The sequence below is a fragment of the Streptomyces sp. NPDC037410 genome (assembly GCF_055602235.1).
In genome coordinates this window covers 171,275-183,500 of record NZ_JBVJWR010000015.1, presented here as the reverse complement: position 1 = coordinate 183,500, position 12,226 = coordinate 171,275, and the positions used below count along the sequence as shown (strand labels likewise).

At 72.6% G+C, this 12,226-nt stretch carries 11 protein-coding genes; all 11 read left to right on the top strand.

The features are described from left to right. Positions 1-71 precede the first annotated feature (71 nt). The 11 genes from ACZ7HT_RS24895 to ACZ7HT_RS24845 all read left to right on the top strand — a co-directional run bounded on the left by ACZ7HT_RS24895 (position 72) and on the right by ACZ7HT_RS24845 (position 12,086). On the top strand, positions 72-701 hold the full coding sequence (locus tag ACZ7HT_RS24895) for an NUDIX domain-containing protein (RefSeq protein WP_471169848.1): 630 nt from the start codon (positions 72-74) through the stop codon (positions 699-701). A 167-nt stretch (positions 702-868) separates the two neighbouring features. Then, positions 869-2,854 carry an AAA family ATPase gene (locus ACZ7HT_RS24890; RefSeq protein ID WP_471169789.1) on the top strand — a complete coding sequence of 662 codons (1,986 nt, stop codon included), beginning with the start codon at positions 869-871 and terminating at the stop codon, positions 2,852-2,854. 146 nt (positions 2,855-3,000) lie between these two features. Then, a complete protein-coding gene (gene ald / locus ACZ7HT_RS24885; RefSeq protein ID WP_471169786.1) occupies positions 3,001-4,116 on the top strand; it encodes an alanine dehydrogenase in 1,116 nt (371 codons plus the stop codon). Positions 4,117-4,576: 460 nt separating this feature from the next. Then, positions 4,577-5,602, top strand: coding sequence for a ParA family protein (locus tag ACZ7HT_RS24880; RefSeq protein WP_030212665.1), 1,026 nt, complete (start codon positions 4,577-4,579; stop codon positions 5,600-5,602). Then, positions 5,599-6,090, top strand: coding sequence for a hypothetical protein (locus ACZ7HT_RS24875; protein ID WP_471169783.1), 492 nt, complete (start codon positions 5,599-5,601; stop codon positions 6,088-6,090). The genes ACZ7HT_RS24880 and ACZ7HT_RS24875 overlap by 4 nt, the downstream gene beginning before the upstream one ends. A gap of 45 nt (positions 6,091-6,135) precedes the next feature. Next, positions 6,136-7,128, top strand: coding sequence for a segregation and condensation protein A (locus ACZ7HT_RS24870; RefSeq protein ID WP_471169781.1), 993 nt, complete (start codon positions 6,136-6,138; stop codon positions 7,126-7,128). Further along, positions 7,125-7,730 carry an SMC-Scp complex subunit ScpB gene (gene scpB / locus ACZ7HT_RS24865; protein WP_471169778.1) on the top strand — a complete coding sequence of 202 codons (606 nt, stop codon included), beginning with the start codon at positions 7,125-7,127 and terminating at the stop codon, positions 7,728-7,730. Before ACZ7HT_RS24870 ends, scpB begins: the two co-directional genes overlap by 4 nt. Beyond that, entirely contained in the window at positions 7,730-9,013 is a 1,284-nt protein-coding gene (locus ACZ7HT_RS24860) for a pseudouridine synthase (protein ID WP_471169775.1), read from the top strand. Before scpB ends, ACZ7HT_RS24860 begins: the two co-directional genes overlap by 1 nt. A 261-nt stretch (positions 9,014-9,274) precedes the next feature. After that, positions 9,275-10,333 carry an AAA family ATPase gene (locus tag ACZ7HT_RS24855; protein ID WP_471169773.1) on the top strand — a complete coding sequence of 353 codons (1,059 nt, stop codon included), beginning with the start codon at positions 9,275-9,277 and terminating at the stop codon, positions 10,331-10,333. Then, positions 10,330-11,067 carry an NUDIX hydrolase gene (locus tag ACZ7HT_RS24850; protein WP_471169770.1) on the top strand — a complete coding sequence of 246 codons (738 nt, stop codon included), beginning with the start codon at positions 10,330-10,332 and terminating at the stop codon, positions 11,065-11,067. Before ACZ7HT_RS24855 ends, ACZ7HT_RS24850 begins: the two co-directional genes overlap by 4 nt. Next, entirely contained in the window at positions 11,064-12,086 is a 1,023-nt protein-coding gene (locus tag ACZ7HT_RS24845; RefSeq protein ID WP_471169768.1) for an ADP-ribosylglycohydrolase family protein, read from the top strand. The genes ACZ7HT_RS24850 and ACZ7HT_RS24845 overlap by 4 nt, the downstream gene beginning before the upstream one ends. Positions 12,087-12,226: the final 140 nt, after the last annotated feature.

Here is a 12,226-nt window from a genome sequence, read left to right as displayed (position 1 = left end):
TTAACGTTGCCGGGGTACGGATCCCTTTCCGGGACCCGTACCCCGGTTTTCGTATGAGAGGACTACTGCTGATGCAGGTGCAGGACACCCCGGAGGAGTGGCAGGTCGTCGCCACCGCCACCCCCTTCAAGGGCAACAAGACGAGTGTCCGCACGGACGACGTGGTCATGCCCGACGGCTCGGTCCACCGCCGTGACTACCAGGTCCACCCCGGCTCGGTGGCCGTCCTCGCCCTCGACGAGGAGGACCGCGTGGTCGTCCTCCGGCAGTACCGGCACCCCGTGCGGCAGAAGCTCTGGGAGATCCCCGCCGGACTCCTCGACGTGCCCGGCGAGAACCCGCTGCACGCCGCCCAGCGCGAGCTGTACGAGGAGGCGCACATCAAGGCGGAGGACTGGCGGGTCCTGACGGACGTCTACACCACCCCCGGCGGGTGCGACGAGGCCGTACGGATCTTCCTGGCGCGGGGCCTCGCGGAGGCGGAGGGCGAGCGGTACGAGGTCTCCGAGGAGGAGGCGGACATGGAGCTCGCGCGGGTGCCGGTGCAGGAGCTGGTGCGGGGGGTGCTCGCGGGGGAGCTGCACAACAACTGTCTGGTGGTGGGGGTGCTTTCGCTGGCGGCGGCGCGGGCGGCCGAGGGCGGCCTTGACACCCTCCGCCCGGCCGACGCCCCGTGGCCGGCAAGGCCCTTCGAGGGCTAGGTCTTCGGGACCCGGGCCCGCGTGGTGTGACGATCTGCTGATCCGATCGGGGGAAACCCCCGTCGTGCTCCGCCAGGAGTGCCTCGTGAGCTGAACTACGCTCGGAAACGCCCGTGCGGAGTCCCCCGCGGGATCGGCTCGTGCGCAGGTGGACGGGAGCGTGGCCCGTGACGGATCAGGCTGTGGCGGCGGCCGGCAGCCGGCAGTTCTTCGGTCGGCAGCGGGAGTTGAAGGCCCTGCGCGCGGATATCGAGCGGACCGGCCTCGACACCCTCACCGGCCGCAAGGTGCCCCGCGCCCGGGTCCTGCTCATCGCCGGGAAGCCCGGCTCCGGTCGGACCGCCCTCGCCGAGGAGCTGGCCGCCGGGCTCGCCGACCGCTACCCCGACGGGGTCTTCCGGGCCCGGCTCACCGAGCCGGGCGGAGACCCCGTCCCCACCGCGCGGGTCGCGCAGGAGCTCCTCGCCGTGCTCGGGGTCGCCGAACCTCCGGGGGCCGGGGAGGACGAGCTGACCGAGCTCGTCAGGACGGCTCTCGCCGACCGTCGCGCCGTCCTCGTCCTCGACGACGCCGTCGACGCCGAGCAGGCCGATCCGCTGATCCCCGACAATCCCGACAGTCTGGTCATCGGGGTCGCACGGGGGCCCCTCACCGGCATTCCCGACGTGCGGCCCTGCACGCTCGGCGGGCTCGACCCCAAGTCGGCCATCGAGCTGCTGACCTCCTTCACCGGCTCCGTCCGCATCACCGTCGACCCGCAGGCCGCCGAGACCCTCGTCGAGGAGTGCGGGGGACTGCCCGCCGCGGTCGTCCTCGCCGGCGGCTGGCTGTCCGTCCAGCCGAAGGCCTCCGTCGCCGACCTCGCGAAGCGGCTGCGCGGGCTGAGCGGCGATCCCCTCACCCGGGCCTTCCTGCTCGCGCACGAGGCGCTGCCCGCCACCGCCGCCCGGATACTGCGATTCCTCGCCCTGGCCCCGCTGGGCCGGGCCGACGCCCACACCGCCTCCGCCCTGGCCGGCTGCTCGGTCTCGGCGGCCGCGACGACCCTCGCCGACTTCGCCGCCCTGGGTCTCGTCTCGGGCGCCGAGGACGGACAGTACGAGGTGCGCGCGCACCTCGTCCCCCTCCTTCGCGCTCAGCTGGAGGAGCGCGACCGGCCCGCCGAGGTGCAGCTCGCCCGGGCCCGGATGCTGGAGCGGACCGTACGGCTCCTCCAGTCCTGCCGTGCGGTCACCGAACCCGAGGGCTCGCCGTCCCGCCGGAAGCTGGCCGGCCTGCCGCGCGCCCTGCGTTTCCCGACCGTGGCGGCGGCCGCGGCCTGGCTGGACTCCCGGCAGGCCGTCCTCCTCGCCTCCGCCCGCCTCGCCGTCGCCGACGGCGAGCTCGACACCCTCGCCCGCCGCCTGGTCGCCTCTCTGGTCCGGGCGCTCGCCGCGCACCGGGGCGCCGAGGCCGCCGCCCCCGAGCTGTACGGCCTGCACCGGCTGGTCCTGGACGTGGCCGAGCGGCTCGGGCTGCACCGCGAGCGGGCCGCCGCCCTGCTCAACCTGGCCGATCTGGATGCCGGGACCGGCAGGACGAAGGACGCTCTGCTGCGATATCGGTCGGCTTTGGACGCCGGACGCAGAGCAAATGACCCGTACGCAACCGGTCGCGCAATGGAATCCGTAGGTGGTGCGTATCAGGAGCTGGGGGACTGGCACCGGGCCGGCGACTGGTACGGGCGGGCGCTCGCGCAGCGCCTCGCCCGGGACGAGCGCGCCGACCAGGCCCGGCTGTACGCCCGCCTGGGAGCCGTGCAGACGTATGCGGGGCGGTACGGGGAGGCCCTGCGGAGCTGGCGCGCCGCCGCGGCCGGCTACCGGAGGCTCTCCGATCTCCCGGGCTACGCAAGGGCGTTGAGCGAGGCGGCCCGGGTCCAGGAGTACGCCGGACGGCCCGAGGAGTCCCTGCGGACCTGTGAGGAGGCGGTGGAGTGGGCCCGTCGCGCCCAGGACTCCCGGCTCCAGGCCGCGCTCCAGCTGCGTCTCGCCGACACCCTCGACCGGCTCGGCGACCCCGCGGCCGCCGGGCTGCACCGGTCGGCGGCCGAGAGGCTGCTGGAAACGGAATCGGAAACCTACGAAATCCGTAGTGGGTCCATCGAAGATTAGTACTTTGAAAGGCTAGACAGCGGGTACTCCTTCATTAGACTGGGTGAGCCGCGTTCGGACGTGGTCTGCCCCGGTGCGCCGTAGCGCTTCCGGGTATGTATCGCTTTGCCCCAGTTATCCCCCCGATTCAAGGACCGTGATCGACGATGAAGGTCGGCATCCCCCGCGAGGTCAAGAACAACGAGTTCCGCGTGGCCATCACCCCCTCCGGTGTCCACGAGCTCGTCCGCAACGGCCACCAGGTCTTCATCGAGCAGAACGCCGGTGTCGGCTCCTCGATCACGGACGAGGAGTACGTCGCCGCCGGCGCCGAGATCCTCGCCACCGCCGACGAGGTCTGGGCCACGGCCGACCTGCTGCTCAAGGTCAAGGAGCCGATCGCGGAGGAGTACCACCGCCTCCGCAAGGACCAGACCCTCTTCACCTACCTGCACCTCGCCGCCTCCAAGGAGTGCACGGACGCGCTCCTGGAGTCCGGCACCACCGCCATCGCGTACGAGACCGTCGAGACCGCCAACCGCGCGCTCCCGCTGCTCGCCCCGATGTCCGAGGTCGCGGGCCGCCTGGCCCCGCAGGTCGGCGCCTACCACCTGATGCGCTCGGTCGGCGGCCGCGGCGTCCTCCCCGGCGGCGTCCCCGGCACCCACGCCGGCGAGTGCGTCGTCATCGGCGGCGGCGTCTCCGGCTGGAACGCCGTGCAGATCGCCATCGGCCTGGGCTTCCACGTGACCCTGCTCGACCGCGACATCAACAAGCTCCGCGAGGCCGACAAGATCTTCGGCACGAAGGTCAAGACGATCGTCTCCAACGCCTTCGAGCTGGAGAAGGCCGTCGTCGACGCCGACCTCGTCGTCGGTGCCGTCCTCATCCCCGGCGCGAAGGCCCCGAAGCTGGTCACCAACGAGCTCGTCGCCAAGATGAAGCCCGGAAGTGTTCTTGTCGACATTGCGATCGACCAGGGCGGCTGCTTCGAGGACTCGCACCCGACCACCCACGCCGAGCCGACCTTCCAGGTCCACAATTCGATCTTCTACTGCGTGGCGAACATGCCGGGCGCCGTCCCGAACACCTCCACCTACGCCCTCACCAACGCCACGCTGCCCTACATCGTGTCGCTGGCGAACAACGGCTGGGTCGAGGCGCTGCGCCGTGACTCCGCCCTCGCCCTGGGTCTCAACACCCATGACGGCAAGGTGGTTTACAAGGAGGTCGCCGAGGCGCACGGCCTCGAGCACGTCGAGCTCGCCAGCCTCCTGGCCTGACCCCGAGGGCCCGTTGACGCCGTCCCCGTCAACGCGTGCCGTCAATATCACGCACCCGGCCGGACCTTGTTCGACAAGGTCCGGCCGGCCCTGTCTCCAGGCCCGCCGAAACGTTCGGGCAACTCGCCTCGAACGTAACCCTTTAACCGTTTCGCACACCCCTGAAACGTGTGGATGCATGCCTGCGCACCCTTGACAGAGACGTGTTCGGTTGCCGACACATCGGGCCGGGTCCGGCGGATTGTGTTGCTGCGGAGCGGTGACACGCCATAGAGTCGCCAACCGTCGGCATGGTGCCACGCTGACCTATCGATAAATGTTCCTGGTGACATCCAAGGAGGTAAGACGACTTGTGAATGAGTCGACAATTACTCCCGGGAGCGGTGCGCCAGGTGCCCCGATCGGCTCCGTCGCGGTGCGGACCTTCGCGACGCACCAGCCCATGACGAGTGCCCACACGATGAAGACGATGGACGGCCTACACGTGAACGCCACGGCCGGCAACGAGATGGGCCGAGAGTCCACCCACTTCGCCGCCTATGACGAGGTGCCCGAGGGGCACTTCTACGACCCCGACGCCGAGTACGAGCCCGACCCGGAGTACGCGGCCACCCTCGCACCCGACGCTGCCCGCCAGCGCCGCGAGCGGATCGGCCCGACCGGACGGCCCCTGCCGTACTTCCCGATCCCGGGTCCACTGACCGATCACGGACCCGCGAAGATCATCGCGATGTGCAACCAGAAGGGCGGCGTCGGCAAGACCACGTCGACCATCAACCTGGGCGCCGCGCTCGCCGAGTACGGACGACGGGTGCTGCTCGTCGACTTCGACCCGCAGGGAGCCCTGTCGGTCGGCCTCGGCGTGAACCCGATGGAGCTCGACCTCACCGTCTACAACCTGCTCATGGAGCGGGGCATGTCGGCGGACGAGGTGCTCCTCAAGACCGCCGTGCCCAACATGGACCTGCTGCCGAGCAACATCGACCTCTCGGCCGCCGAAGTCCAGCTGGTCAGCGAGGTCGCGCGCGAGTCCACGCTCCAGCGCGCCCTGAAGCCGCTGATGAACGACTACGACTACATCGTGATCGACTGTCAGCCCTCCCTCGGCCTGCTGACCGTGAACGCCCTGACGGCGGCTCACAAGGTCATCGTGCCGCTGGAGTGCGAGTTCTTCGCGCTGCGCGGAGTCGCGCTGCTCACCGAGACCATCGAGAAGGTCCAGGAGCGGCTCAACCCCGAGCTGGAGCTCGACGGCATCCTCGCCACGATGTACGACTCCCGGACCGTGCACAGCCGTGAGGTCCTCGCGCGCGTCGTCGAGGCCTTCGACGACCACGTGTACCACACGGTCATCGGGCGGACCGTGCGCTTCCCGGAGACCACGGTCGCCGGCGAGCCCATCACCACGTACGCCTCCAACTCCGTGGGCGCCGCCGCCTATCGCCAGCTCGCCAGGGAGGTGCTCGCCCGGTGTCACGCCGAGTGAGTCTGCCCGGAGCCGACGAACTCTTCCGTACGACCGGGGGGACGGCGCTCCAGGCGTCCGCACCCCGCCGGGCGGTCCCGGCACCGGCCGCCGAGAGCGACACCGCGGCGGCCGGGGGCTCCGCGGAGCACGCCCCGGCGGACTCCGAGGCCGCGGAACCGCGGGCCCGGACGGCCGAGCCCGAGGGGCAGGCCCCCAAGGCCGCGCCCGGCGCGCAGGTGCCCGCCCCCGCGGGGGCCCGGCGACGCGGTGGCCGCGCCCCGAACCGGCGGCCCAGCGGCCGCGAGCGCCACGACGAGAAGATCACGGTCTACGTCTCCGCCGAGGAGCTGATGGACCTGGAGCACGCCCGGCTCGTGCTGCGGGGCGAGCACGGCCTCGCCGTCGACCGGGGCCGGATCGTCCGGGAGGCCGTCGCGGTCGTCCTGGCGGACCTGGAGTCCCGCGGCGACGCGAGCATCCTCGTCCGCCGCCTGCGCGGCCGCTGACGGTAGCCTGCGGGCTGCCGTTCTCCTCGTTCCCCCTGGACCCCCATGCACCACGCCCCTGACGAAACGTCCCGCCCGCCGGGCCGCCGCCCCCTGGGCCGCGGCCCGGGCGAGACGGCGGAGCCGGTGCCGACCGCTCCGGTGGAGACGGCGAAACCCGTTCCGGTGCCGACCGCCCCTGCCGAGACGGCGAAACCCGCTCCGGTGCCGACCGCTCCGGTCGGGACCGGGGAAGCGCCGGAGGGCGGTGACGGTCGGTTCACCGTGCGGCTGGCCAACTTCGAGGGGCCCTTCGATCTGCTCCTCCAGCTGATCACCAAGCACAAGCTCGACGTCACCGAGGTCGCCCTCTCCCAGGTCACCGACGAGTTCATGGCGCACCTGAAGGCCCTCGGGCCCGACGGGGACCTCGACCAGACCACCGAGTTCCTCGTCGTCGCCGCCACCCTGCTCGACCTGAAGGCCGCCCGGCTGCTCCCCGCCGCCGAGGTGGAGGACGAGGCCGACCTCGCCCTCCTGGAGGCCCGTGACCTGCTCTTCGCCCGGCTCCTCCAGTACCGCGCGTACAAACAGATCGCCGCGATCTTCGAGGAGCGCTGGGAGGCCGAGAGCCACCGCCACCCCCGTACCGTCGGACTCGAACCGCACCACGCCGAGCTGCTCCCCGAGGTCGTCATCTCCCTCGGCGCCGAGGGCTTCGCCAGGCTCGCCGCGAAGGCCATGCAGCCCAGGGCCGAGCCCCAGGTGTACGTGGACCACATCCACGCCCCGCTCGTCAGCGTCCGGGACCAGGCCGCGGTCGTCGTCGCGCTGCTCCGCGAGCGCGGGTCGGCCGTCTTCCGCGAGCTGATCGAGGACGCCGGCGACACCCTCACCGTCGTCGCCCGCTTCCTCGCCCTCCTGGAGCTCTACCGGGAGAAGGCGGTCGCCCTCGACCAGGAGACCGCCCTCGGGGACCTCACGGTCTCCTGGACCGGCGGCGAGAGCGACCCGTCCGCGGCAGTGACCGACGAATTCGACCAGGAGGCCCTCGCGTGAGCGACCTCAAGCCCGCCCTCGAAGCCGTCCTCATGGTCGTCGACGAGCCCGCCACCGAGGCCCACCTCGCCAAGGTCCTGGAGCGCACCCCGCACGAGGTGGCCGACGCCCTGCACGAGCTGGCCGACGAGTACACCGCCCAGGGCCGCGGCTTCGAGCTGCGCCGGGTGGCCGGGGGCTGGCGCTACTACACCCGCGCCGCCTTCGCCCCGGCCGTCGAGGCCTTCGTCCTGGAGGGCCAGCACGCCCGGCTCACCCAGGCGGCCCTGGAGACCCTCGCGGTCGTCGCGTACCGCCAGCCCGTCAGCCGCTCCCGGGTCTCCGCCGTCCGCGGAGTCAACTGCGACGGCGTGATGCGGACCCTCCTCCAGCGGGGTCTCGTGGAGGAGGCGGGCGCGGAACCCGAAACAGGTGCGATCCTGTACAGGACGACGAACTACTTCCTGGAGCGGATGGGCCTGCGCGGCCTGGACGAACTCCCCGAGCTCGCCCCCTTCCTCCCCGAGGCGGAGGCGGTCGAGCCGGACTCGCTGGAAGGGGTCCCGTCATTCGATCCGGATGCGCCGGATCGTGAGGACGACGACGACAAGACGGAAGTTTGATGCGAAGCAGCAGCGGCAGGAACAGCAGCGGAAACAACGGCGGGAGCCGTGGTGGCAACAGCGGCGGCCGCGGCGGCAGCAGCGGTGGCGGCCGCGGGGGCAGCGGCTCCGGCGGTGGCGGCGGCTACCGGGGCGGCTCCGGCGGCTCCGGTGGCGGTGGCGGCTACCGGGGCGGCTCCGGCAGCGGCAGCGGTGGCGGTGGCTACCGCGGCGGCTCCGGCGGTGGCTACCAGGGCGGTGGCGGCTACCAGGGCGGTGGCGGCCGTGACGACCAGAAGCGCCCCAGCAACCCGCGTCGTCCGCGCCCCGAGGAGCGCTCCTACGACGTAGGCGGCCCCTCCGAGGCCCCGAAGAAGGGTCGCGGCTCCGCGGCCCGCGGCGGCGCCAAGGGCGGCCCCAAGGCGCCCCAGGGCGGCACCCCGCCCCGTCGTGGCCCGCACGGCCAGCGACAGGCCCCCGCCCGCTCGCGCGAGCTCGACGCCAAGATCGAGCAGCGCAACCGGGAGCGGTACGAGGGCCGGCCCGAGATCAAGCTCCCCAAGACCTTCCCCGGCGCCGAGCAGGAGGGCGAGCGGCTGCAGAAGGTCCTCGCCCGCGCCGGCATGGGCTCGCGGCGCGCCTGCGAGGAGCTCATCGAGCAGGCCCGCGTCGAGGTCAACGGCGAGATCGTCCTGGAGCAGGGCAAGCGCGTCGACCCGGAGAAGGACGAGATCAAGGTGGACGGCCTGACCGTCGCCACCCAGTCCCACCTCTTCTTCGCGCTCAACAAGCCGGCAGGTGTCGTCTCCACCATGGAGGACCCGGACGGCCGCCAGTGCCTCGGCGACTACGTCACCAACCGCGAGACCCGGCTCTTCCACGTCGGCCGGCTCGACACGGAGACCGAGGGCATCATCCTGCTCACCAACCACGGCGAGCTGGCCCACCGCCTCACGCACCCGAAGTACGGCGTGAAGAAGACCTACCTGGCCGCCATCACCGGCCCGCTGCCCCGCGAGGTCGGCCGGCGCCTCAAGGACGGCATCCAGCTGGAGGACGGGTACGCCCGCGCCGACCACTTCCGCGTCGTCGAGCAGACCGGCAAGAACTACCTCGTCGAGGTCACCCTGCACGAGGGCCGCAAGCACATCGTGCGCCGGATGCTCGCCGAGGCGGGCTTCCCGGTCGAGAAGCTGGTCCGCACCGCCTTCGGCCCGATCTCCCTGGGCGACCAGAAGTCGGGCTGGCTGCGCCGCCTCACCAACACCGAGGTCGGCATGCTGATGAAGGAAGTCGGCATGTAAGGCCCCTGCCGTACGACGAAGCCCGTGACCGCCCGGCGGTCACGGGCTTCGTCGCGTCCGGGGTCCGGGGGCCGGAGGGATTGTGGGGGACGGCCCGACTGCTTTATAGTCAAGGTGACTCTTAAAGAGATCGGAGGTGAGCCCCGCCGTGTACAGCCGGTGGACCTGGACCCACGGGGGTGGATCAGGTCTGGACGTCCTCCCGGTGCGCCGCACGACGCGCGCCGGAGGGACGGGGCCGTCCACGGCGGGGGGCACCTCATGACGCGCTACGGCCACGGGCTCGTCCCCGGCAGGTTCCACCCGCCGCACGCCGGCCACCACCACCTCGTCCGCACCGCGCGCGACCGCTGCGAGCGCCTCACCGTGCTGGTCCGCGGCTCCTCGGCGGAGCCCCTGCCGCTGGAGGACCGGGTCGCGTGGATGCGCGAGATCCACCCCGACGTCCTCGTCGTCGGCGGCGAGGAGTACGCCGGCCCCGAGCGGGTCGACGCCGTCTTCGCCTCACAGCCGTACGGGGGCTTCGCCTCGGGGCCGCACGCCGACTTTGACTCGGAGTCGTACGGGGACTTCGCCCCGGAGCCGTACGGGGGCTTCGCCTCGGAGTCGTACGAGCACGATCTCGGCCGCCGCCTCGGCGTCGAGACCGTCCTCGTCGACCCGGAGCCCCCGCGCCTCACCGACACCGCCGTCCGCGAGGACCCCGCCGCCTTCTGGGACTTCCTTGAGCCGCCCGTACGGTCCGCGCTCACCCGGCGCGTCGTCGTCCTCGGCGCCGAGTCCACCGGCGCCACCACCATGGCCCTCGCCCTCGCCGACCACTACCGGCGGCGCGGCGGCGTCTGGGCCCGCACGCGTTACGTACCGGATCACGCGCGCGCGTACCGCGCCCTCGCGCCCGCCGGACTCCGCTCCTCCGACTTCCCCGTCATCGCCCAGCGCCAGGCCGAACTGGAGGAGGAGGCCGCCCGCGACGGCTCACCCGTCCTCTTCTGCGACACCGACGCCTTCGCCACCACCATCCGCCACGAGCGGTACCTGGGCACCACCAGCCGCGCCACCGGCGAGATCGCCGCCCTCGGCCGCCAGCACCTCTGGCTGCTCACCGACCACCGGGGCGTCGACGCCGCGGACGACGGACCGCGCGGCGGGGAGCAGCTGCGGCCCTGGATGACCGCGCGCCTGCTCACCCGGCTCGCCCGTACCGGCCGCCGCACGGCCGTCCTCACCGGCCCCCACGAGGAGCGGCTCGCGGCCGCCGTCGCCGCCGTCGACGCGCTGCTCGCCGAGGGCCCGCACCTCACGGAGGAACCCCGATGACCGCCCACCGGGCCCCCGAGGGCTACGACCCGCACGCCTTCGCGCCCTTCGCCGTCACCGTCGACCTCGCCGTCCTCACCCTCCGCGAGGAACGCCTCCACGTCCTGCTCGTCGAGCGCGGCCAGGAGCCGTACGCCGGATCCTGGGCCCTGCCCGGCGGGTTCGTCCTGCCCCGCGAGTCCGCCGAGACGGCCGCCCGCCGCGAACTCGCCGAGGAGACCGGACTGTCCGAGGCCACCGTCGCAGGACTCCACCTCGAACAGCTCCGCACCTACACCGAACCGGACCGCGACCCGAGGATGCGGGTCGTCTCCGTCGCCTTCACCGCGCTCGTCCCCGACCCTCCCGAACCACGCGGGGGCGGCGACGCGGCCCAGGCCCGCTGGATCCCGTACGGGACGCACGGCGGGCTCGCCTTCGACCACGACCGGATCCTCGCCGACGCCCACGACCGGGTCGGCGCCAAGCTCGAGTACACCTGCCTCGCCACCGCCTTCTGCCCGCCCGAGTTCACCCTCGGCGAGCTGCGGCAGGTGTACGAGACGGTCTGGGGCGTCGAACTCGACCGCCCCAACTTCCGGCGCAAGGTCCTCACCACGCCCGGCTTCGTCCAGGCCGTGGAAGGACCGCCGCGCCTCACCGGCGGACGGGGGAAACCGGCCGCTCTCTACCGGGCGGGCGAGGCCACCACCCTCCACCCGCCCCTCCTGCGACCGGAAGGACGCCCCACATGAACCTCACCCGCCACGCCACCAAGCAGGCCGCGACCGGCTCCCTGATCGGGCTCGCGCTCGGGGACGCGCTGGGCCGGCCCACGGAGTTCCTCGACGTGCCGCGGATCACCGACTGGTACGGCCCGTGGCGGCAGCTGGCGCTTCCCGCAAACGGCCGCGTCACCGACGACACCCAGATGACCCTCGCCTTCGCCCGCGGCATCCGCACGGCGATGGACCGGGGCGTGCTCGCCCCGCAGCGGCTCGCACAGCCGCTGCGGGAGGAGTACATCGACTGGTTCCGCTCGCCGGAGAACAACCGGGCGCCCGGGAACACCTGCCTGGTCGCCTGTCAGCTCCTCACGACCGACGTCCCCTGGCAGGACGCCGGCCAGATCCACTCCAAGGGCTGCGGCGCCAACATGCGCGTCGCGCCCATCGGGCTCGTCCCCGGGCTCAGCGAGGAGCAGCGGGCCGGTGCCGCGCAGCTCCAGTCGGGCCTGACGCACGGTCACCCCACCGCGCTCGCCGCCTCCGACCTCACCGCCCGCGCCGTGTACCTGCTCGCGCAGGGCGTGGACCCGGCCGGGCTCGTCGGGCAGCTGCGCTCGTACGCGCTCGACAACCGCTCCCGCTACCACGAGCACTGGCTCGGCGACCTGTGGACCCGCTCCCAGGACGCCGGCGCCCTCTCCTTCATCCGGCGGGGCTGGGACGAGTGCCTGGCGGTCCTGGAGCGCCTGGAGGCCGTCCAGCGCACGGCCGACCCGGAGCTCGACCCCTGCGAGTACACCGGCGACGGCTGGATCGCCGAGGAGGCCCTCGCGACCGGGCTGCTCTGCTTCCTGCTCTTCCCCGACGAGCCGCTCACCGCGCTGCGCCGCGCCGCCTGCACCCGCGGCGACTCCGACTCGATCGCCGCCCTCGCGGGCGCCTTCGCCGGCGCCCACCTCGGCGCGGACGCCTGGCCGAAGGAGTGGGCCGAGACCATCGAGTACCGCAGCGACCTGCTGACCTTCGGCGCGCTCTGGGACGCTTGAGGCCCTTGGGGGGGGGGGGGGTGTGGGGGGGGGGGGGGGGGGGGGGGGGGCGAAAGACAAAAAAGAGGACCTCCCTGGGCCCACCCCACGGGGGGTGGTGAAGGAAGGGTCTTGTTGTGGGCTTTTTTTGGGGGTGTGGG

Excerpts from the sequence above, each read along its gene's own strand:
- ACZ7HT_RS24850 (WP_471169770.1), top strand. The coding sequence starts at position 10,330 with ATGACCGCCCACCGGGCCCCCGAGGGCTACGACCCGCACGCCTTCGCG.
- ACZ7HT_RS24855 (WP_471169773.1), top strand. The coding sequence starts at position 9,275 with ATGACGCGCTACGGCCACGGGCTCGTCCCCGGCAGGTTCCACCCGCCG.
- ACZ7HT_RS24870 (WP_471169781.1), top strand. The coding sequence starts at position 6,136 with ATGCACCACGCCCCTGACGAAACGTCCCGCCCGCCGGGCCGCCGCCCC.
- ACZ7HT_RS24895 (WP_471169848.1), top strand. The coding sequence starts at position 72 with ATGCAGGTGCAGGACACCCCGGAGGAGTGGCAGGTCGTCGCCACCGCC.
- ACZ7HT_RS24845 (WP_471169768.1), top strand. The coding sequence starts at position 11,064 with ATGAACCTCACCCGCCACGCCACCAAGCAGGCCGCGACCGGCTCCCTG.
- ald (WP_471169786.1), top strand. The coding sequence starts at position 3,001 with ATGAAGGTCGGCATCCCCCGCGAGGTCAAGAACAACGAGTTCCGCGTG.
- ACZ7HT_RS24880 (WP_030212665.1), top strand. The coding sequence starts at position 4,577 with ATGAAGACGATGGACGGCCTACACGTGAACGCCACGGCCGGCAACGAG.
- ACZ7HT_RS24860 (WP_471169775.1), top strand. The coding sequence starts at position 7,730 with ATGCGAAGCAGCAGCGGCAGGAACAGCAGCGGAAACAACGGCGGGAGC.